General features: G+C 59.5%; 18 protein-coding genes and 1 pseudogene. 4 read left to right on the top strand and 15 right to left on the bottom strand.

Annotated elements, in window-relative coordinates; genetic code table 11:
- The first annotated feature begins 27 nt into the window (after nucleotides 1-27).
- The 3 genes from JIF53_RS06535 (at nucleotide 28) to dxs (ending at nucleotide 3,235) form a co-directional block, all read left to right on the top strand.
- Entirely contained in the window at nucleotides 28-285 is a 258-nt protein-coding gene (locus tag JIF53_RS06535; RefSeq protein WP_011785895.1) for an exodeoxyribonuclease VII small subunit, read from the top strand.
- On the top strand, nucleotides 285-1,181 hold the full coding sequence (ispA, locus tag JIF53_RS06530) for a (2E,6E)-farnesyl diphosphate synthase (RefSeq protein WP_199452107.1): 897 nt from the start codon (nucleotides 285-287) through the stop codon (nucleotides 1,179-1,181). Before JIF53_RS06535 ends, ispA begins: the two co-directional genes overlap by 1 nt.
- A gap of 122 nt (nucleotides 1,182-1,303) precedes the next feature.
- Nucleotides 1,304-3,235, top strand: a complete 1,932-nt coding sequence (dxs, locus tag JIF53_RS06525) for a 1-deoxy-D-xylulose-5-phosphate synthase (protein ID WP_199452106.1) — start codon at nucleotides 1,304-1,306, stop codon at nucleotides 3,233-3,235.
- A gap of 43 nt (nucleotides 3,236-3,278) precedes the next feature.
- Here dxs and ribA read toward each other — a convergent pair whose 3' ends face one another.
- From ribA to JIF53_RS06495, 6 genes are all read right to left on the bottom strand, one after another.
- Nucleotides 3,279-3,890: a GTP cyclohydrolase II gene (gene ribA, locus JIF53_RS06520; RefSeq protein WP_014420644.1), complete on the bottom strand. Its 612-nt coding sequence runs from the start codon at nucleotides 3,888-3,890 to the stop codon at nucleotides 3,279-3,281.
- 132 nt (nucleotides 3,891-4,022) lie between these two features.
- The gene (gene moaC, locus JIF53_RS06515) at nucleotides 4,023-4,505 is read right to left on the bottom strand and encodes a cyclic pyranopterin monophosphate synthase MoaC (protein ID WP_199452105.1); all 483 of its coding nucleotides are present in this window, start codon (nucleotides 4,503-4,505) and stop codon (nucleotides 4,023-4,025) included.
- 87 nt (nucleotides 4,506-4,592) lie between these two features.
- Nucleotides 4,593-5,582 carry a Nudix family hydrolase gene (locus JIF53_RS06510; protein ID WP_199452104.1) on the bottom strand — a complete coding sequence of 330 codons (990 nt, stop codon included), beginning with the start codon at nucleotides 5,580-5,582 and terminating at the stop codon, nucleotides 4,593-4,595.
- Nucleotides 5,563-6,780 (bottom strand): bifunctional glutamate N-acetyltransferase/amino-acid acetyltransferase ArgJ, encoded by a 1,218-nt coding sequence (argJ, locus tag JIF53_RS06505; RefSeq protein ID WP_199452103.1) that lies wholly within the window; start codon nucleotides 6,778-6,780, stop codon nucleotides 5,563-5,565. Before argJ ends, JIF53_RS06510 begins: the two co-directional genes overlap by 20 nt.
- Nucleotides 6,781-6,881: 101 nt before the next feature.
- Nucleotides 6,882-9,620 (bottom strand): preprotein translocase subunit SecA, encoded by a 2,739-nt coding sequence (gene secA / locus JIF53_RS06500; RefSeq protein WP_199452102.1) that lies wholly within the window; start codon nucleotides 9,618-9,620, stop codon nucleotides 6,882-6,884.
- A gap of 89 nt (nucleotides 9,621-9,709) precedes the next feature.
- Nucleotides 9,710-10,666, bottom strand: a complete 957-nt coding sequence (locus JIF53_RS06495) for a M23 family metallopeptidase (protein ID WP_153740860.1) — start codon at nucleotides 10,664-10,666, stop codon at nucleotides 9,710-9,712.
- 213 nt (nucleotides 10,667-10,879) lie between these two features.
- On the opposite strand from JIF53_RS06495, the gene JIF53_RS06490 reads away from it, so the two are divergent.
- The gene (locus tag JIF53_RS06490; protein WP_199452101.1) at nucleotides 10,880-11,329 is read left to right on the top strand and encodes a DUF721 domain-containing protein; all 450 of its coding nucleotides are present in this window, start codon (nucleotides 10,880-10,882) and stop codon (nucleotides 11,327-11,329) included.
- Between the two features lie 11 nt (nucleotides 11,330-11,340).
- Here JIF53_RS06490 and lpxC read toward each other — a convergent pair whose 3' ends face one another.
- The 9 genes and pseudogenes from lpxC to murD form a co-directional block, all read right to left on the bottom strand.
- Nucleotides 11,341-12,255, bottom strand: a complete 915-nt coding sequence (lpxC, locus tag JIF53_RS06485) for a UDP-3-O-acyl-N-acetylglucosamine deacetylase (RefSeq protein ID WP_199452100.1) — start codon at nucleotides 12,253-12,255, stop codon at nucleotides 11,341-11,343.
- Nucleotides 12,256-12,633: 378 nt separating this feature from the next.
- Nucleotides 12,634-13,623: pseudogene (gene ftsZ / locus JIF53_RS06480) on the bottom strand (cell division protein FtsZ); the annotation flags it as partial.
- A gap of 100 nt (nucleotides 13,624-13,723) precedes the next feature.
- Entirely contained in the window at nucleotides 13,724-14,959 is a 1,236-nt protein-coding gene (gene ftsA / locus JIF53_RS06475; RefSeq protein WP_199452099.1) for a cell division protein FtsA, read from the bottom strand.
- Between the two features lie 36 nt (nucleotides 14,960-14,995).
- Nucleotides 14,996-15,835 carry a cell division protein FtsQ/DivIB gene (locus JIF53_RS06470; RefSeq protein ID WP_199452098.1) on the bottom strand — a complete coding sequence of 280 codons (840 nt, stop codon included), beginning with the start codon at nucleotides 15,833-15,835 and terminating at the stop codon, nucleotides 14,996-14,998.
- Nucleotides 15,828-16,805 (bottom strand): D-alanine--D-alanine ligase, encoded by a 978-nt coding sequence (locus JIF53_RS06465; protein WP_014420638.1) that lies wholly within the window; start codon nucleotides 16,803-16,805, stop codon nucleotides 15,828-15,830. The genes JIF53_RS06470 and JIF53_RS06465 overlap by 8 nt, the downstream gene beginning before the upstream one ends.
- Nucleotides 16,798-18,243 (bottom strand): UDP-N-acetylmuramate--L-alanine ligase, encoded by a 1,446-nt coding sequence (gene murC / locus JIF53_RS06460; protein ID WP_153740858.1) that lies wholly within the window; start codon nucleotides 18,241-18,243, stop codon nucleotides 16,798-16,800. The genes JIF53_RS06465 and murC overlap by 8 nt, the downstream gene beginning before the upstream one ends.
- On the bottom strand, nucleotides 18,236-19,327 hold the full coding sequence (gene murG, locus JIF53_RS06455; protein WP_153740857.1) for an undecaprenyldiphospho-muramoylpentapeptide beta-N-acetylglucosaminyltransferase: 1,092 nt from the start codon (nucleotides 19,325-19,327) through the stop codon (nucleotides 18,236-18,238). The genes murC and murG overlap by 8 nt, the downstream gene beginning before the upstream one ends.
- Nucleotides 19,320-20,519, bottom strand: a complete 1,200-nt coding sequence (ftsW, locus tag JIF53_RS06450; RefSeq protein ID WP_153740856.1) for a putative lipid II flippase FtsW — start codon at nucleotides 20,517-20,519, stop codon at nucleotides 19,320-19,322. The genes murG and ftsW overlap by 8 nt, the downstream gene beginning before the upstream one ends.
- Nucleotides 20,519-21,859 carry a UDP-N-acetylmuramoyl-L-alanine--D-glutamate ligase gene (gene murD, locus JIF53_RS06445; protein WP_153740855.1) on the bottom strand — a complete coding sequence of 447 codons (1,341 nt, stop codon included), beginning with the start codon at nucleotides 21,857-21,859 and terminating at the stop codon, nucleotides 20,519-20,521. Before murD ends, ftsW begins: the two co-directional genes overlap by 1 nt.
- Nucleotides 21,860-21,861: the final 2 nt, after the last annotated feature.

Here is a 21,861-nt window from a genome sequence, read left to right as displayed (position 1 = left end):
CCGAAACACCCGACCGGAGGTCGCCCCATGGCCGGCGAGAACACCAGCAGCGCTTCCATAGCCGACTTTGAGAAATCCCTGAACGAACTGGAACAACTGGTTCGTGACCTGGAACAGGGCGAACTGTCCCTGGAACAATCACTGGCGGCTTTCGAGCGCGGCGTCAAGCTGACACGGGAGTGCCAGAGTGCCCTGAAATCCGCCGAACAGCGGGTCGAGCAGCTGGTGCAGAACAGTGACGGCACACTGGAAACCCGGCCTTTCTCAGCAGACGACGAGCAGTGATGGACCATCGCATCCGCCAGGCGGAGGCCTATCTGGACCAGTGCCGCCAACAGGTTGATCGGGAGCTGGACCGCTGCCTTGCCCGCAACACCACCTCAGAACGGCTCCAGGAAACCATGCGTTACAGCGTTCTGGGCGGCGGCAAACGAGTGCGCCCGGCCCTGTGCATGGCTGCCGCCCGAGCCATGGGCAGCGACGAAAGCACGGCCCTGGCGCCAGCCTGCGCCCTGGAACTGATTCACGCCTATTCCCTGGTCCACGATGACCTGCCGGCCATGGACGATGATGATCTTCGCCGGGGCCGACCGACCGCCCACATCGCCTTTGATGAAGCTTCTGCCATTCTGGCCGGGGATGCGCTGCAAACACTGGCGTTCGCGTTACTGTCAGAAGCGCCGGCGTTGTCAGACCGACAGCGCGTGGCCATGATTTCAGAGCTGGCCCGGGCCAGTGGTCATCAGGGTATGGTTGGTGGTCAGGCCATTGATCTGGAATCGGTGGGGCGGCAACTGAGCGTAGAACAACTGGAAGCCATGCACCGGCACAAAACCGGCGCCCTGATCGAAGCCAGTGTTCGTCTGGGCGCACTCACCTCCGAGACCGTGACCGAACGCCAGCTGACCAACCTGACCGATTACGCCAGCGCGCTGGGGCTTGCGTTTCAGGTGCAGGATGATCTTCTGGACATCGAGGGCGACACCGAGATTATCGGCAAGCGCCAGGGCTCCGATGTGGCCAAGGCGAAACCCACGTATCCGGCATTACTAGGTATCGACGGGGCACGCCAGCACCTGGCCCGGCTTCTTGATGAAGCCCTGGTCGCACTGGAGAGCTTCGGCCCGGAAGCCGACACCCTCAGGGCCATGGCTGACTACGTGGTGGCGCGCAGCCACTGAACCATTTACAAGGCCAAAGCATCACCATTTTGTAACAACTGGCCCGGGATGTATGAAACCGGGTCGCCTGTTCCCTTATAATGCCAGCCATAGAACTCACATTCCGATAAAGACCCGAGCTGATGCAGGACACATACATTTTCAGGGAAATCCCGTCGCAGCGGCCCAATACGCCGTTGCTCGACCGGATAGACGTGCCATCCCAGCTGCGTGAGCTGCCAGCGGAGGACTTGCCCCGGCTGGCCAGGGAATTGCGAGCGTTCTTGCTGTGGTCAGTTGGCCAGACCGGTGGTCATTTCGGCGCAGGTCTTGGTGTGCTTGAGCTGACGGTGGCCCTGCACTACGTGTTCAATACCCCCGAAGATCGGCTGGTATGGGACGTCGGCCACCAGGCCTACCCCCACAAGATCCTGACCGGTCGCAAGGAACAAATGGGCAGCATTCGCCGCAAAGGTGGCCTGGCCGGCTTCCCGAAGCGGGCAGAGAGCGAGTACGACACCTTTGGCGTAGGCCATTCCAGCACATCCATCAGCGCGGCATTGGGTATGGCGATCGCCGCCCGGATGCAGAACACCGGCCGCAAGAGCATTGCCGTTATCGGGGATGGCGCCATGACCGCGGGCATGGCTTTTGAAGCCCTGAACCATGCCGGCCACCTTCATGCCGACATGCTGGTGGTACTGAACGACAACGACATGTCGATTTCACGCAACGTCGGCGGGCTTTCCAACTATTTCGCCAAACTGCTCTCCAGCCGTACCTACAATCAGGTTCGCGACAGCAGCAAGAAGGTGCTTAAAGGCACACCTCACCTGATGGCCCTGGCAAAGAAAACCGAAGAACATTTCAAGGGCATGATTGCGCCCGGCACACTGTTTGAGGAGCTGGGATTCAACTATATTGGCCCCATCGACGGTCACGACCTGCCCCTGCTGGTGGAAACCCTGGAGAACATCCGGGAACTGGAAGGCCCGCAGTTCCTGCACGTGGTCACCACCAAAGGCAAAGGCTTTGCGCCTGCCGAAGCGGACCCGATTGGCTACCATGCCATCAACAAGATCGAACCGGTGCCCGCCAGCAAGCCGGAACCGGTGAAGCCGAAACCAGCCAGCCCGAAATACGCCAACATCTTCGGGCAGTGGCTTTGCGATGCCGCCGAGCAGGACAGCCGGGTAGCCGGCATTACCCCCGCCATGTGTGAAGGCTCGGATCTGCTGGCATTTTCAGAGCGCTTCCCGGACCGCTATTTTGATGTCGCCATTGCCGAGCAGCACGCGGTCACCCTGGCGGCTGGCCTGGCCTGCGATGGCGCCAAGCCGGTCGTGGCCATTTACTCAACCTTCCTGCAGCGGGCCTATGACCAGCTGGTGCATGATGTCGCCATCCAGAATCTGGATGTCCTGTTTGCCATTGATCGTGCGGGTCTGGTCGGCGAAGATGGCCCCACCCATGCCGGCGCCTTCGACATCAGCTATCTGCGCTGCATTCCCAACATGCTGGTGATGACTCCGTCGGACGAAAACGAGACCCGGCAGCTGCTTCACACCGGCCTTGAATACTGCGGCCCGGCCGCCGTTCGCTACCCCCGGGGTACCGGGCCCGGTGCCGAAATCCAGCAGCAACTCACCCCGCTGCCCATCGGCAAGGGCCGGCGCGTGCGCGACGGTAGCCGTATCGCCATCCTCAACTTCGGCACCCTGCTGGCGCCGGGGCTGGAGGCTGCGGAAGCCCTGGGCGCCACGGTCGCCGACATGCGCTTCGTCAAGCCTCTGGATGAGGCTCTGGTACTGGAACTGGCGGAAACCCACGACTTGCTGGTCACACTGGAAGAAAACGTTGTTGCCGGTGGCGCCGGCAGCGCGGTGACGGAATTCCTGAATGCCCGCCAGGTCTCCATGCCGGTGTTACAACTGGGGCTACCGGATGCGTTCGTTGAGCACGGTCAGCACAAGGAATTACTGCGGGACTGTGGGCTGGATGCAGACGGTATTCGTCGCAGCATTGCCCGTCGAATGGAGCAGCTCGGATACCCGACAGTGGTGGCTGCTAAATAACTCGGGAAGGAAGGCGGATCAGCACTGATCCGCCAGAGATCCATCAGACCGGGTCGTCGTCCTGGTGGGTTTCCAGCCAGTGCCCCAGCTTGCTCTGCTTGGTGTTCAGGTAGTGCTCGTTGTGCGGGTTGCGGCCCACATGCAAAGGCACGCGCTCGGCAATGTTGATGCCGTAAGATTCCAGCGCCTTCACCTTTCGCGGGTTGTTGGTCATCAAGCGCAGGCTTTTGATGCCCAGGTGTTCAAGCATGTCCTTGCACATGCTGTAATCCCGGAGATCTGCACCAAAGCCCAGGCGCTCATTGGCTTCCACGGTGTCGGCGCCCTGATCCTGCAGACGATAAGCCCTGATCTTGTTCAGCAACCCGATACCACGGCCTTCCTGACGCAGGTACATCAGAATACCCCGACCCTCCCGGGCGATACTGCGCAACGCTTCTTCCAGCTGGTAACCACAGTCACAACGCATGCTGTACAGGGCGTCGCCAGTTAAACATTCGGAGTGGGTTCGTGCCAGCAGTGGTTCTGCGCTATCAATGTCCCCCAACGTCAGCGCCACATGCTCCTTCCCGGTGTCCGGCTCCTCAAAGCCGTGCATATCAAACACACCAAAGGGGGTGGGCAAACGGCAGGTTTCAATGTAACGAACAGCCACTGTGTTTCCTCGTGGTTCGGACAAATTGGGTGGGCATTCTATCATGCGGCTGCTTGCCTGGCGTAGTGTCGACACGGTTCCCCTCCGGTTTATGCGGTACCCGAAAGGTTACGGTCGTTGCCGGGCTTCAGATCATTGGCCTTTGGCCTGCCAGTGGCCGGAGCGGCCGCCTTTCTTTTCCAGCAGACGCAGATTATCGATCACCATACCTTTGTCGACCGCCTTACACATATCGTAAATGGTCAGGGCGGCCACACTCGCGGCCGTCAGCGCTTCCATTTCAACACCGGTCTGACCGGCCAGTTTGCACCGGGTCTCGATCGCCACGGAGGCGCCATCATCGCCAGCCCTCAGTTCGACTTTCACGGAGGTCAGGTTAAGCGCATGGCACAGGGGAATCAGGTCGTGGGTTCGTTTCGCAGCCATGATGCCTGCTATCCTGGCCGTCGCCAGCACATCCCCCTTGGGGTGCTCACCTTCCAGGATCATTCTCAGGGTTTCCGGAGCCATCCGGACACAGGCCTCGGCTCTGGCCTCGCGTTCCGTCACCGCTTTGTCGGTGACATCCACCATTCGGGCTTCGCCCTTGTCATCCAGATGGGTCAGTTTTGTCACAGAAAACTCCGATTGATCTGTTGAAGAGGTTACTTTGGCATGGCCCGGGCCTGGTTGGAATCCGTAATCGCCCCGGGCCACAGATGGCTACCACCAGAAACCGATACCAGCCACGCCCTGGCCACCAAGCGCGCGGGCCCGGGACTGGTGCTCAGGTCCAAGACCTCCGATACCGTAAACCGGCACATTTGCCGTTGCGGCCAACGCCTGAAAAGCAGCCCACCCGATTCCGGGTTGCCCCGGATGGCTGGGCGTCTCCAGTACATTACCCAGGACCACGTAATCCGCCCCCAGGCGCTCTGCGTGGCGCAATTGCTCGGCACTATGACAAGATACACCCAGCCAGCAATCGTCGCTGACAGGGCGCTCTGAATGCCGCTGCGCCTCGCGCCAGGGCAGATGAACGCCTTGGGCTTCTGGCACTGCCCGACACAGGTCTGCCGCCCCATGCAGAATCAACCCGACGCCCCTTTCCCGGCACACGCCCCGAGCCGCTGCTGCCAGCTCCAGGTACGCTGCCCCGGGGAGTGTCGGAGCACGTAACACCACCAGTGAATCCGGCTGCCCCCGGTCGAGAGCGGCGCCGAGTCTGGCCAGGCCTGCCGGCGCATTCTCAATCGTTCCGGTAATCGCAAGCCGGTGGGGCAATCGCAGCGCCCTGATGATAGGCCGGTTGGCGGCGGGAAACTCTTCGTCCTTGAGCGCCTCCGGAGCCAGCCAGCTGACCGGCTGACCTTCTCTGCCCTCCGGCTCGCCCTGAGCCGAGTGGCTTGACCAGACATCAAGAAACACACACTTGTCGCCGTAGTCGTGACGTATGCCAATCAGTGGCTCCATGCTGTCCTCAGTCAGCACCAGCCCGGTCTCTTCGGCGATTTCCCGACACAGGGCCTGCTGGACAGTTTCTCCGGGCTCCACCTTGCCGCCCGGAAACTCCAGCAAGCCCCCCTGATGGGCGGTGTCCGGGCGCCGTGCAATCAGGACACGACCATCGCGAACGATCACGCCCACCGCCACATGAACGGTCTTGCGGGCAGCGGGGCGGCCGTCGGCAGTCTCAGGTACGGTATTCAGCATTGATAGTCACGTAATCATGGGAAAAATCACAGGTCCAGACCGTTTCCCGAACAGTGCCCCGCTTCAGGTCAATGGCAATGGTGATCTCTTCCTGATCCATCACCGCCTGGCCCCGAGCCTCGGAGTAATCGTCGGCGCGACCACCATTGCGCACTAGGCAGACATCGCCCAGGTAGATTTCCAGGGCGTTCAAATCCAGATTCTCCACGCCGGCACGGCCAACGGCTGCCAGGATACGCCCCCAGTTCGGGTCTGAGGCGAACAGGGCTGTTTTTACCAGCGGGGAGTGCGCCACGGTGTAGGCCACATCCAGCGCTTCTTGCTGGTTGGCTGCGCCACTGACATCGATGGTCACAAATTTGGTGGCGCCCTCTCCATCCCGGACAATGGCGTGGGCCAGTTCCAGGTACACCTCCTGCAGGGCCGCCCGCAATACCGGCAGCAGCGGGCTATCGGCGGTAATTTCAGGCCCGCCATACTGGCCGCTGGCCATCAGCATGCAGGCATCATTGGTGGAGGTGTCGCCATCAATGGTAATGCGGTTAAAAGACTTCTCGCCAAGCTCAGAAGCCAGCGTTTGCAAAACCTCCGGCGCCAGACGGGCATCGGTGGCGATAAAGCCGAGCATGGTGGCCATGTTGGGGCGAATCATACCCGCGCCCTTGCTGATTCCGGAAATGGTTACCCGGTGGCCATCCAGATCCAGCTGCCGCGAAGCGCCTTTAGGGCGGGTATCGGTGGTCATGATGCCGGATGCCGCCTCTGCCCAGCGGTCTTCCCGGGTGTCGGCCAGAGCCGCAGGCAGCGCACTGACGATCTTGGCAACCGGCAATGGCTCTCCAATCACCCCGGTAGAGAACGGCAATACCTGGCTGGCAGAAATGCCCGCCTCTTTCGCCAGCGCCTCACAGCAGGCCGCGGCGTCCGCCAGGCCCCGTTCGCCGGTACCGGCGTTGGCATTGCCGGTATTGATCAGCAGATAGCGCGGAACCTCCTGGGACAGGTGACGGCGGCTGAGCACCACTGGGGCCGCACAGAACTGGTTGCGGGTAAAAATACCCGCTACGCGGGTTTCCGGCGCCAGTTCAAACACCACGATGTCTTTTCTGCCGGGCTTCTTGATCCCCGCACTGGCAATGCCCAGCTTGATTCCCGCCACCGGGAAGAAATCGGGTAAGGTTCCGGGACCTACCGCCATGCCTGTCTCCTTGATTTTTCCTGATCTTCAAACGACAGAACCCGCAAGCGCCAGCGTACTGGCGAATTGCGGGTTCTGGTTTCCGGCTACTCGGTGGCTGGTCAGCTCACCTTTCCGCAGCACTGCTTGTACTTTTTGCCAGACCCGCAGGGGCAGGGCTCGTTTCGGCCGACCTTGCGCTCCTGGCGGACAAAGGTCTCCGGGGTGGTCTGCTGGCCCTGCTGGCCACCGTCACCCTCCCCTTCTGCCTGGGCGGCACTGGCCTGCTCGTGGCGGAGTTTGGCGCGAGCCATTTCCCGCTCCAGCTCTTCCTTGCGTCGACGTTCAATTTCCGCCATTTCTTCCTGACTCTGAACCCGCACGTGGCAGAGTACCCGGGTAACGTCACGCTTCATGGTATCGAGCATGGTTTCGAACAGGTTAAACGCCTCGCGCTTGTATTCCTGCTTCGGGTTCTTCTGGGCGTAGCCACGCAGATGGATACCCCGGCGCAGGTGATCCATGTTGGACAAGTGCTCCTTCCACAGGGTATCGAGCACCTGCAGGAACACCTGCTTCTCAAACTTGCGCATGGCCTCGGCACCGGCCACTTCTTCCTTGGCCTTGTACTCAGCCACGATGGCGTCGAGAATCTTCTGGCGAAGATTGTCTTCATACAGTTTGTTGTCGTCCTTCAGCCATTGCTGGATGGGCAGCTCAATCGCCATCTCGGACTGCAGCTGAGCCTCCAGCCCCTGCACATCCCACTGCTCGGGCATGCTTTGCGGCGGAATAAACTCACTGACCACCGAATCCACCACGTCTTCACGGATGGTATCGATCATCTCGGAAATGTCGTTGGACGCCATCACCTCGTTACGCTGCTCGTAGATGACCGTACGCTGATCGTTGGCCACATCGTCGTATTCAAGCAGCGTTTTACGCATATCGAAGTTACGGCCTTCGACCTTGCGCTGCGACTTTTCAATAGCATTGGTGACCATCCGGTGCTCGATGGCTTCACCTTTCTTCATGCCCATGGCCTGCATCAGATTCTTCACGCGCTCCGGCGCAAAGATCCGCATCAGGTTGTCTTCCAGCGACAGGAAGAATCGGGAGGAACCCGGATCGCCCTGGCGACCGGCACGACCGCGGAGCTGGTTATCAATCCGGCGGGATTCGTGGCGCTCGGTACCGATGATGTGCAGGCCGCCGGCGTCCAGTACCTGGTTGTGGCGCTCAGTCCACTCCGCCTTCATGCGAGCCACTTCCTCTTCCGAGGGATTATCCAGGGCTGCGACTTCATATTCCCAGTTACCACCGAGGACAATATCGGTACCCCGACCCGCCATGTTGGTGGCAATGGTAACCGCACCCGGCCGCCCGGCCTGGGCAATAATCAGGGCTTCGGATTCGTGCTGTTTGGCGTTCAGGATCTTATGGTCAATGCGCGCATTCTTCAACAGCATGGACAGAAGCTCGGAGGCCTCGATGGACGCGGTGCCCACCAGAATGGGCCGACCCTCTGCAGTCACATCCTTGATTTCATCAATGATGGCGTGGAATTTCTCTTCCTGGGTCAGGTACACCAGGTCGTTGTAATCAATCCGCTGGATCGGCTTGTTCGGCGGAATCACCACTACGTCCAGGCCGTAGATCTGGCGGAATTCGAAGGCTTCGGTATCGGCGGTACCGGTCATACCGGCCAGCTTGTCATAGAGACGGAAATAGTTCTGGAAGGTCGTCGAGGCCAGCGTCTGGCTTTCGGCCTGAATCTTGAGCCCTTCCTTTGCTTCAATCGCCTGATGCAGACCTTCGCTCCACCGGCGACCGGGCATGGTCCGGCCAGTGTGTTCGTCTACGATCACCACCTGACCGCCCTGGACAATGTAATCCACGTCTTTCTGGAACAGGTGATGGGCACGGAGCGCCGAGTGTACATGGTGCAGCAGGCTCAGGTTGGCAGCCGAATACAGGCTTTCGCCCTCTTTCAGCAGGCCCTGGCCAAGCAGCAGATCTTCGACCTTCTCATGGCCGGATTCCGTCAGTTCAACCTGGCGGGATTTTTCGTCAATGGTGAAGTCACCGGAGGATTCACCTTCCTCGCTGACCTCGCCCTTCTCAAGACTCGGCACCAGGGCATTGACGGCCTGATACAGTTTGGATGAATCCTCAGCGGCACCGGAAATAATGAGCGGTGTACGGGCCTCGTCGATCAGGATGGAATCCACTTCGTCGACAATGGCGAAGTTTAGACCGCGCTGAACCTTGTCCTCAATGCTGAAGGCCATGTTGTCGCGCAGGTAGTCGAAACCGAACTCGTTATTGGTGCCATAGGTGATATCGGCCTGATAGGCGGCACGTTTTTCTTCCTGTGGCTGACCAGACGCCACGACCCCCACCTGCATGCCCAGGAAGCGGTACAGTTTGCCCATCCACTCGGCATCACGCCGGGCCAGGTAATCGTTCACGGTCACTACGTGCACGCCTTTACCGGGAAGCGCATTCAGGTAGACCGCGGCGGTTGCCACCAGCGTTTTACCTTCACCGGTCTTCATTTCGGCAATTCGACCTTCGTGCAGGGTCATGCCCCCGATGAGCTGGACATCGTAGTGACGCATGCCCATCACCCGGCGGCTGGCCTCGCGCACCGTGGCAAAGACTTCCGGCAGCAGGCTGTCCAGCGCTTCGCCTTCATCAAGCCTGCGCCGGAACTCAGCAGTCTTGCCTTGCAACTCGGTGTCAGACAACGCGCCAAACTGTTCTTCAAGTTCATTGATGCGCGTGACAACTTTGCGCATCCTCTTGATTTCTCTGGCGTTCTTACTGCCGAACATCTTGGTTGCAAGCTTTGTGAACATAGACCACTGCTTCTTCAGTTAAACGGAGGAAGCCGGCATTCTAACCTTATTTGGCGACAGGACAAAAGGCGGGGTTCACGGGAATGGAATCAGCGGCTTGCGCGCTGGATGTATTTCACGGGATTTTCGGATTTACCATTACGGATAACTTCAAAATGCACATGGGGGCCGGTGGACCGGCCGGTGCTGCCCATCAGTGCAACAACCTGGCTTTTCTGCACCACATCCCCAACCTTAACCTTGATGGCCTTGGCGTGGGCATACCGGGTAACCAGGCCGTCGCCATGGTCGATTTCAACCAGATTTCCGTAGCCATAGCGCTCGTCGGCCCAGGTTACAACACCAGCCGCCACGGCAATAATGTCGCTGCCTTCCTTGCCTGCCAGATCAACACCGGCATGCCAGGTACGTTTTCCGGTAAAAGGATCCGAGCGGTATCCGTATTTGGACGAGAGCCAGCCCCAGGTGATCGGCCGCCCCTGCACATAGAGCTCATCTTCCAGCTTTTTGCGGGAAGCGACTTTATCGAGCAGGCGCAGTTGCTTTTCGCGATCGTTGATCTGCTGTTCCAACTGATTGATCATGTCCGTCAGCTCGGGAGCCGTGTAGGAATCCCCGGGTAGCACATCTTCTTCGGGGCCACCAACCGCTGCCGGCTTGTCAAAATTGAATTCATCGCTGGCGACCATGCCCGTTTCCACGAATCGCTGGCCGAGCGCATCCAGGCGCAGCAGACGACCCTGAATCTGGCCCAGCCGAAGGGTCAGTGCATCAATCTGCTGCTGCACGTTCTCACGAACCCGGGCGACTTCGTCCTTCTGATCTTGCAGCCTTTCTTTCCAGCCGGCCACAAGCTCAGACTCGGTGGGTTGCCGAGCTTCAAACTGACTGATCGCCACCTGATAGCCAGCCCATCCGGCTGCCGCCAGCGTGGCCAACACCAGAAAGACCAGGCCACACAACAGCGGCCCATTCAGCGGTATTGCCCTGGACTGACCGTGACGTTTGCCTACGAAAATTACGTTCATATCGTCTTTCGGTTTCATTGTTGAGCCGCAACCGTATCCCTGTAGTGCTGCGACCCGGAAATATTCCGAGCGGGTCTGCTATCCTTGGCAACAACTACGTACTGAATAATCGCAGCGCCCGGTAGACTCTCTCACTCGTGACAATGTAAAACGAGAGTAACAATGGCGCTACGCACAAAGCGTGCCGAAGTGTAACCAATCGTAAACAGGCTCGTCGAGAAAAAAGCGACCATGACGGAAAAAAATGATCAAAAAATGATCTTCGGCAAAGGATCGGCTGGCAACAATACGCTCAAAGAGCTGATGTCCAAAGCCGAACTGCACCTACAGGCCGAACAACTGGTACTCGCGGCCATTCCCGCAGAACTGTCCGAGGCTACCCGATTCGTCAGCTGTCGGGAGGGGGAACTGGTGCTGTCCACTAATAATGCGAGCAAAGCCACGCGACTGCGCTTCCGCCAGCACGAGATCATGTCGGCACTGAGGGAGAATGAACTGTTCCGCTACGTCTGGAAGGTCAAAATCAAGGTCAGCCCACCCAGATTCGCCAGCCAACGCAAACCGGTAAAAGAGCCGCTCAGCAAAGAAAATGCCCGGCTCCTCCAGGAGGAAGCCGGGCACACGAAGGATAAAGCTCTACGCGAGGTTCTCGAAAAACTCGCCAGCCACGTCCGGGACTAAGGCGTCCGGCCTTAACCCACCGCCAGCACAGGTTTCATGTAAGAGATAGGGGCAGTGGCTTCGTCATCGAAGGTCACTACTTCCCATGCATCTTCTTCTGCCCTGAGCTTGCGCAGCAGCTTGTTGTTCAGGTCGTGACCTGATTTGATACCACGGAATTCACCAATCAGGCTGTTGCCCAACAGGTAAAGATCGCCGATGGCATCCAGTACCTTGTGCTTGACGAACTCGTCATCGTAGCGAAGACCGTCCTCATTGAGGATCTTGTAGTCGTCCACCACAATCGCGTTATCCACACTGCCACCCAGTGCCAGGTTCATCGCCCGCAGCTTTTCGATATCACGCATGAACCCGAAGGTTCTGGCGCGGGACACTTCCTTCACGAAGGAGGTGCTGGAAAAGTCCACAGTCGCTGTCTGGGCACGGCCCTTGAAGACCGGGTGGTCGAAATCAATCCCGAAGCTCACCTTGAAGCCTTCGAAAGGCAGGAAGGTGGCTTTCTTGTCGCCCTCTTCCACGGTGACTTCGCGCTTGATGCGGATAAAGCGTTTTGCCGCTTCCTGCTCGGAGATACCGGCAGACTGAAGCAGGAACACAAACGGCCCGGCGGAGCCATCCATGATCGGCACTTCTGCAGCGCTGAGTTCGACAAAACAGTTGTCGATGCCGAGACCAGCCATGGCGGAGAGCAGATGCTCTACCGTCGCCACACGGACACCGTCTTTTACCAGCGTCGTGGACAGCATGGTCTCACCCACATTCTCCGCACAGGCACGGATTTCGACCATCGGGTCAAGGTCCGTGCGGCGGAAGATGATCCCCGTATCGACGGGTGCTGGCTTCAGGGTCAGGTAAACCTTTTCCCCGGAATGGAGGCCAACACCGGTCGCGCGGATGGTGTTTTTGAGTGTCCGTTGTCTGATCATCGGTTCATTATTCCGTCACAAAAAGTCGATATTCTGAGCAAAAAACTGCCCGGAGAATATCAGAATTCAAGACTGAGCACCATTTAACCAACATGACTTTACTTAAATCTTGCAATAGCCATGAGCTATGGTTTATCAGCTCAACTTAGGCGAAAGCTTATGCTTTCTGATTCACAGTAAAGCCAGCCCTGCCACGATTGAAACAGATTATCAATCAGCCTGCCGGCGAAGGAATGCGGGAATATCGAGATAGTCCACGCCCTGTTCTTCGCTTTCTTTGCTCTGATCCAGCGCCACATTACCCTGGGCAACCGCACGACGACGCAACACGGCCGGGCGATCCAGCTGGTTGTAATCGGTCTTGCCATCGAGGGTACGGGTGTTGTCCACCACCTTGGTCGGCTTCTCGCGCTCGCCACCCAGGCCAGTCGCCACAACAGTAACCTTGAGCTCGTCGGTCATTTCCGGATCGATCACAGTGCCGACCACCACAGTGGCTGAATCGGACGCGAATTCGCGCACAATGTCGCCCACTTCGGAGAACTCGCCCAGATTCAGGTCCATACCAGCGGTGATATTGACCAGAATACCCTTGGCACCCTGCAGGTTGATATCTTCGAGCAGCGGGCTGCGAACCGCGGCTTCTGCGGCTTCACGGGCACGATTCTCGCCGGTGGCGCGACCGGTACCCATCATCGCCATGCCCATCTCGGACATAACCGTTTTCACGTCGGCAAAGTCGACGTTGATCATACCGTTGCGGGTAATCAGGTCAGCAATGCCCTGAACCGCACCCAGCAACACATCATTGGCGGAGGCAAAGGCATCCAGCAGGCTGGTTTTCTTGCCCATGACTGCCAACAGCTTTTCATTGGGAATGGTAATCAGGGAGTCAACGCTCTCTTCCAGTTCCTTCAGACCGGCTTCAGCCACGCTCATGCGCTTGCCGCCTTCAAACTGGAATGGCTTGGTAACCACCGCAACCGTAAGGATACCCAGCTCACGGGCAACTTCAGCAACCACGGGGGCTGCTCCGGTGCCGGTACCGCCACCCATGCCGGCGGTGATGAACACCATATCGGAGCCGCTCAGAGCTTCGGCAATACGGTCACGGTCTTCCAGTGCAGACTGGCGGCCGACTTCCGGATTGGCACCCGCACCCAGGCCCTTGGTGATGTTGCCACCCAGCTGAATGATCTGGCGTGCGTCCAGGTCCTTCAGGGCCTGGGCATCTGTGTTGGCGCAAATAAATTCAACGCCTTCCACGTCGCTGTTGAGCATGTGACGAACGGCGTTGCCACCGCCACCGCCAACACCGACGACCTTGATAACTGCGTTCTGCTGAACATTATCAACGAGTTCAAACATTTCCCCTACTCCTTCGTGCTGTGTCCGGCCTTTCCAGGCCGGTTGCTTCAATCGTTGTGTTTTTTTCGAGAGACCTTCGTGTACTGCAACCGGAACACCGTCAGAAATGACCGGTGAACCAGGCTTTCATGCGCTCAACCAGCGAGGGAGCCTCCTCCCCCTTGAGCACCGGCGCCCGGCCAAGATCCATTTGCCGGAAGCCATGGATCAACAATCCGACGCCAGTGGCGTATATCGGGTTGTTGACCACTTCCGTCATACCGGAAACCGCCTGCGGACAGGCCAGTCTTACCGGCATGTGGAAGATTTCTTCAGCCAGCTCCACCACCCCTTCCATGGTGGACGAGCCGCCTGTAATCACGATGCCTGCCGGGATCAGATCTTCGAACCCGGACCGGCGTAACTCAGACTGCACCAGCGTGAAGAGCTCCTCATAGCGTGGCTCAACGACCTCCGCCAGAGCCTGGCGAGAAAGATCCCGCGGAGCCCGGTCTCCCACACTGGGAACCTTGATGGTTTCTTCCGCCCCCGCCAGTTGGGTCAGAGCGCAGGCGTATTTGATCTTGATTTCCTCGGCATTCTGGGTGGGCGTGCGCAACGCCATGGCAATGTCGTTGGTCACCTGGTCACCGGCGATCGGGATGACTGCGGTATGGCGAATTGCCCCGCCCGTGAACACGGCAATGTCGGTTGTACCACCACCGACATCCACCACACAGACGCCCAATTCCTTTTCATCCTCGGTCAGGATGGCGTGGCTGGAAGCCAGTTGTTCCAGAATGATGTCGTCCACTTCCAGCCCGCAGCGTTTAACACACTTCTCGATGTTCTGGGCCGCATTCACGGCACAGGTCACCAGGTGCACCTTGGCCTCGAGCCGCACACCGGACATCCCCATCGGTTCCTTGATGCCCTCCTGGTTATCGATGACGAACTCCTGAGGCAGGATGTGCAGGATCTTCTGGTCCGCCGGAATTGCCACCGCCTGGGCCGCGTCAATCACCCGGTCAATATCCGCCTGGGTGACTTCCCGGTCCCGGATCGCCACGATGCCGTGGGAATTCAGGCTCTTGATGTGGCTGCCGGCAATACCGGCGTACACCGAATGGATGCGACAACCTGCCATCAGCTCGGCCTCTTCGACCGCGCGCTGGATGGCCTGTACCGTGGTTTCAATGTTCACCACAACGCCGCGCTTGAGCCCCCGGGACGGGTGTGAGCCGATACCGACCACTTCGATGGTTCCATCCATCTTGCGCTTGCCGACTATCGCCACCACCTTGGAGGTTCCAATATCCAGGCCGACAATCATGTTTTCCGTTTCAACCGATGACATGTGTTTCACCAAACCCCAGGTTCGTAGTAATCGTTATCAGGATTTCGGAGCGGCCTGAGCCACGTCCGCCTTCCACTGCACCGCCACCCCGTTCGAGTAGCGGACATCTATCCGGCTGACCTCATCAACACGCGAGGCCAGACGGTTCTCATAAACGGTGATAAAGCGCTCAAACCGTTGTTCTACCTGATCCCGCCCCAGCACCACTTCGATGCCATTACTGAGGGTCAGGGTCCAGGCGCCACGTTGCTCCAGCGCCAGTCCGGCAAAGCCCAGGCCGTAACCAACCAACTGCTCGCTCATGGTTCGGGCCATACCGATCACGTCCCTGACTCGCTCATCCGGCCCTGCCAGACGGGGCAGCTTTCCGGCCACCTCCGGATTCGGCGGCGAGAACAGTTCGCCGGAACGGCTCACCAGACGGCCATCGGTCCAGTAGGCCAATGGCTTCTTTTCCCGAATATCGATTTCAAGACGGCCTGGCCAGACTCGCTTTATCGCTGCCGACGCCACCCAGGGGCGCCGTTCCAGTTCAGCCTTGATGTCAGCCAGATCGGTGGCGAAATAGCTTTTGCCAATCCAGGCGCCGGCCGCTCGCTCAATAGCCGTCTGGCTGTCGCCAACAAATTCGCCCCGCACATCCACCGCCAGGATCTGCTGATCCATGGCGGTCAGCATCCGGTCCGTTGCCCAGGGCACCATGGCGGCCAGAAGTACCACCGTTGCGCCCAGGCCGACCTGCAACCAGGGTACGGCCGACAGCACAGCTTTCAACACACCAAACCGGTCCCGCTCAGGCCCGACAGAGGTTGCCCCCCGGCGGCGTGGCGGTTCGGGCGGTACCGCCCGGCTCCGGATCAGCAACGTCTCAAGCATCGATGCCCTCCGCCAGCGTATCCCTGAGAATTCGCACCACCAGTTCTTCAAAACTGATGCCGGCCGCCTTTGCAGCCATCGGCACCAGGCTGTGGTCCGTCATACCGGGAACCGTGTTCACCTCAAGCAACCAGAACTCACCGGTCCGGTCCTGCATGATGTCGACCCGTCCCCAGGTGCGACAGCCCAGCACCCGGAAGGCATCCAGGGCCAGATGCTGCAATCTCAATTCGTCATCCGGCGCCAGACCACAGGGAATACGGTACCGGGTATCGTCCGCCAGGTACTTGGCGTCATAGTCGTAAAAGGCGTGATCGGTGCTCAGGCCAATCGCCGGTAACGCTTTGTCCTGTAGCAGGCTGACGGTAAACTCCGGCCCTTCGATCCACTGCTCTACCAGCACCAGATCATCCAGCCGGGCTGCCGCCTCATAGGCTTCAGCCAGCTCTGCCGCGCTGCTCACTTTACGGATACCGATACTCGAACCTTCGTGGGCCGGTTTCACACTCAGGGGCGCCCCCAGTGCCGTCACAATGTCCTCGGCCTCGCTCACGGAGGTCATGGCACGAAATGCCGGCGTAGGCAGCCCACAACCTTCGAACACATACTTGGTGCGCAATTTGTCCATGGCCAGTGCCGATGCCAGCACTTCACTGCCGGTATAGGGAATGCCTGCCTGCCCAAGGATCGCCTGAAGGGTCCCGTCTTCGCCACCACGGCCATGAAGGGCAATGAACACCCGATCGAAATCGGGTTCGTCCACGGTCCGCAGCAGACAGCCGCGAATGTCCCGGCCAACTGCATCAATACCCGCCGATTGCAGCGCTGCCAGCACGGCTTTGCCACTTTTCAGGGATACTTCCCGCTCGGCGGAATCGCCCCCCATGAACACAGCCACGCGCCCCAGTGCCCGAACCAGTTCGGGGGGTGCCTGATACGGCTGAATGTCGTTGTGGGTCAGATCACTCACTTGCCTTGACTCCTGCTGCTGCCAGCCTTGCTGCTACGCCACCGATATCGCCGGCCCCCTGGGTGATCAACAGATCACCATCCTGCAGGACATTGGCCAGCAGACTCTCGATTTCACGGTTATCTTCAACGAACACGGGTTCTACCTTGCCCCGCTGCCGGATGCTCCGGCACAAAGCCCGCCCGTCTGCTCCCGGAATAGCCGGCTCACCCGCGGAATACACATCCATCAGCAACAGTCCATCCACTTCGGACAATACCCGCACGAAATCCTCATATAGGTCCCGGGTCCGGGTGTACCGGTGTGGCTGATACAGCATCACGATCCGGCGCTCGGGCCAGGCTTCGCGGGCAGCCCGGATGACGGCCTCCACCTCGGTGGGGTGGTGGCCGTAGTCGTCCACCAGCGTCGCTGCTGCTTTCGGTGTCTGGTACTCGCCATACACCTGGAACCGACGGCCAACACCGGCAAATCCAGCCAGCCCGCGGCAGATGGCCTGGTCGTCCACCCCCTCGTCGGTCGCCACGGCAATCGTTGCCAGGGCGTTCAGAACGTTGTGACGACCCGGCATTTTCAGCTCCACCTGGAGATCCGGCCGACCACCAGGGCGACGAACCAGGAATCGGGTCTTCAGACCATCAGAGGTAATGTTCTCCGCCCGGTAATCAGCATCAGGATTGTCGATGCCATAAGTGATAATGGCCCGGGAAATGCGCGGAATGATTTCCTGAACGTAGTCGTCATCCACACACATCACCGCAACACCGTAAAACGGCAGGTTGTGCAGGAAGTCCACAAAGGTCTGCTTGAGCTTTTCGACATCCCCACCGTAGGTGTCCATGTGGTCAGCTTCAATGTTGGTGACCACAGAAATAACCGGTGTCAGATGCAGGAACGACGCATCGCTTTCGTCGGCCTCGGCCACCAGGTAACGGGAACCACCCAATTGGGCATTGGTTCCGGCGCTGTTGAGTTTGCCACCGATCACAAAGGTGGGGTCCAGTCCGGCCTCGCCCAACACGGAGGCAATCAGGCTGGTGGTTGTGGTTTTGCCGTGAGTACCGGCCACAGCGATACCATGGCGATAGCGCATGATCTCTGCCAGCATCTCGGCCCGGGGTACAATTGGTACCCGCCGTTCACGGGCAGAGACGACTTCCGGGTTGTCGCCGGCAACGGCCGAAGACACTACCACCACGTCGGCCTGATCGGTGTTTTCGGCGCGATGACCGATGTACACATCGACATCCATTGCCCGCAGGCGCGCAGTAACAGCACTGTCCCGGATATCAGAGCCAGATACGTCATAGCCCTGGTTCTTCAGGACTTCGGCGATACCGCTCATCCCGGCACCACCGATCCCGACAAAATGGATGCGGCGGATCCGGCGCATTTCCGGCACCTGATAGACCAGTGGCGGATTGGTTGCATCAGCCATTGGCGGCCTCCAGACAGTAATTCACGACTCTCTCCGTTGCATCAGGGCGGGCCAGCGAGCGGGCGGCCTTCGCCATGGTCAGAATTCGTTTCCGATCTGTTGCCAGATCTTTCAGGGTTTCCGCCAGCACCTCCGGGTTCAGCTTTGGCTGAGGAACCAGAATGGCCGCCCCGGCTTTCACCATGTGCTGGCCGTTACGGGTCTGGTGGTCATCGACTGCGTGGGGGAATGGCACCAGCACCGCGCCAATTCCCGCCGCACAGAGCTCAGACACCGTCAGCGCACCGGCACGGCAGATCACCAGATCAGCCCAGCCGTAGGCCTCTGCCATATCGCGGATAAAGGGCTCAATGCTGGCACTGACTCCGGCTTCGTCGTAGGCCGCCCTGGCCACCTCAAGATTCTTCTCACCGCACTGATGCCGAACATCCGGGCGATCAGCCTCCGCCATCAGCGCCAGGGCCCGGGGCAGTTGCTGATTGAACACCTGGGCTCCCAGGCTTCCACCAACAACCAACACCCGTAGCCTGCCACTTCGGCCCGCCAATCGTTGTTCGGGGGCGTCCATCGACGCCACTTCGCCCCGCACCGGATTGCCAGTACAGCGGGTAACCGTCTGGTCGCCGAAACTGTCAGGAAACGCCTCAAGCACCGTTTCGGCAAAACGTGTGAGCCAACGGTTAGTCATTCCAGCGATGGCGTTCTGTTCATGAATGACCAGCGGCTTGCGCATCAGCCAGGCGGCAATACCACCCGGCCCCGTGACAAATCCGCCCATGCCTACCACGCAGTCGGGGCGGATTCGGCGCAAATGGGTGTAGGCTTCGCCCAGGGCGCGCATCAACCGGAACGGTGCCAGCAGCAGCGCCAGCTTGCCTTTACCGCGCAGGCCGGAGATGTGAATGAGCGACAGCGGAATATCGGTGTCTCCAATCAGACGTTCTTCCATGCCGCCGCTGGCGCCGAGCCAGTGCACCTCGTGCCCCCGTTGCTGCAACGCGCGGGCTGTGGCCAACGCAGGAAACACATGGCCGCCGGTGCCACCAGCCATCATCAGGAAGCGACGGCGAGGTGAATCAGTCATACACTGCTCCTCCTTTGCGCCCGCTGCTCTTTATTTCCGATGCCACCCTGGCCCGATCCTGCCGCTCCAGTTCTACCCGGGCGATAACCGCGATACCAATGCAGGTAACCATCAGGCTGGAGCCGCCATAACTGACCAGCGGCAAGGTCAAGCCTTTGGTTGGCAGGAGCCCAGTACTCACCGCCATGTTGATGCCCGCCTGCAATCCGATCAGCAGCGTGATGCCGTAGCTGAAACAGGCGCCGAACGCCATGCCGGCTTTCTCCGCACGCCGGGCAATCACCAGGCCACTGACCACCAGCGCCGCAAACAGGCCGAGCACCACCAGCGCTCCAAGCAAACCGAATTCCTCGGCAATGATCGCGTAGATAAAGTCCGTATGGGCCTCAGGCAGGAAGAACAGTTTCTGTACCGAGTTGCCCAGGCCAACACCCACCCACTCGCCTCGACCAAAGGCAATCAGTGACTGAGTGAGCTGATAACCGCTGTCGAACTGGTCTTTCCAGGGGTCGAGATAGCTGACCACCCGCTTCAGTCGATACGGTTGGGTCACCACCAGAACCGTACCCAGTGCCGCCAGTACGCCAATCAATGGCATAAAACGGCTTAGCCTTACGCCGCTGAGAAAAATCATGCCCGCAGCCGCCGTCACCAGAACAACCGTTGCGCCGAAGTCCGGCTGGATGACCAGCAACACCGACGCCACACCCAGAACCCCGAGCGGTTTCAGAAAACCTGGCCAGGTATGAAGCAGCTCTTCCCGCCGACGAACCACGTAACCCGCCAGGTAGGCGATGAGGCAGAGTTTGGCGACTTCAGACACCTGCACATTGAACAGCCCCATGGGAATCCATCGGGTAGAACCATTGACGGTGCGGCCGAGAGGAGTAAGCACCAACACCAACACCAGAAGTCCAATGCCCAGCAACAACCAGCCACTGCGTTCCCACCAGGATACCGGCACGTTAACAGCTACAAGGGCAGTGGCGCAGCCAAGCCCTGCGAACAGAATCTGGCGAATAACGTAGTGGTAACTGTTGCCCAACGTGGCCGCTGCCATGTCCATCGACGCAGATGAAATCATCACCACACCGGTCACCAGCAAGGCCACGGAGGTAATAATCAGCACCGGCAGCGGCTGCAACTCACCCGCCACACCCTGATAATGAGGAACGCTGACGCCTGCCTGCATCACAGCCCCTCCACCAAAGCGCGGAACTGTTCGCCGCGATCGTTGTAATCCCGGAACATGTCAAAGCTGGCACAGGCTGGAGACAACAGCACCCGATCGCCCGGCTCCGCCGCCTGGCGGGCAAGGCTGACCGCCTCTTGCAGTGACGTTGCGCGATACTGCGGCACTGACACGCCTACCGCCTCGGATATCTTGCCGGCATCGCGTCCAATCAGCACCAAGGCCCGACAGCATGCGGCCACCGGCTCTGCGAGCGGCTGAAAATCCGCGCCTTTGCCATCTCCGCCTGCAATCAGGATCACCTTGCCTGAATCCGGCACCAGGCTTTCAATGGCGGCTACCGTGGCACCAACATTGGTACCTTTGGAATCATTGATGTAATCCACCCCATTCAGGTTGCGGACGAATTCACAGCGATGGGGCAGCCCCCGGAAGCTGCGGGCCACCTCCAGCATCGGCTCCATGGCCAGGCCAGCCGCGTGCCCCAGCGCCAGGGCGGCCATCACGTTGCTGATGTTATGCCTGCCCATCAACTGGAGTTCACTGGCCAGCAAAAGGTTATCCAGGCCCCAGGTAATCCAGGTGCCCTGGTCATCATCCCGGGTACTGAAGGTCTCCGGATTCACCCGGTTAAAGCCAAAACACAGAAACCTCAGGGTATCCCGAGCCATGGGCGTGCTCAGGGCATCGTCGAGGTTCACGATGGCATTTTTGCAGCCACGGTAGATCCGTTGTTTGGCCTGGAAATACGCCATCTTGTCCGGGTACCGGTCCATGTGATCATCGCTGACATTCAGGACAGTGGCCGCCAGAGCCCCGAGTTCTTCGGTGGTCTCCAGCTGAAAACTCGACAGCTCCAGCACATAGAGATCCGCACCCTGGTCCAGCAAATCCAGCGCGGGCGTACCGATATTACCGCCCACCTGCACATTGCGGCCCGCAGCTCGTGCCATTTCCCCTACCAGGGTTGTTACCGTGGTTTTGCCGTTAGAGCCGGTGATGGCAATAATCGGCGCGTCGGCCGCATCGGCGAATAAATCGATGTCGCCGCGAATCCGGGCGCCCCTGGCCGCCGCACCGGCAATCGCCGGCTCTGCAATACTGATTCCCGGGCTGACTATCAGCTCATTGAAACCGGCAAACAGCTCCTCATCAAACTCGCCCAGGTAAATCGGGACGTCTGGCCAACCGGCCTTCAGCTCATCCAGGCCTGGTGGCTGAAGGCGACTATCAGCCACAGCAATCTCACGCCCCTGCCCGGACAGGTAACGCACGCAGGAAAGCCCGGTCTTACCGAGCCCTACGATTAACGTGCGACGATCCGAAACAATGACACTCATAG

The organism is Marinobacter sp. bablab_jr008 (genome assembly GCF_016464145.1).
GTDB lineage: Bacteria > Pseudomonadota > Gammaproteobacteria > Pseudomonadales > Oleiphilaceae > Marinobacter > Marinobacter nauticus.
This window is presented reverse-complemented; position numbering and strand designations above follow the sequence as displayed.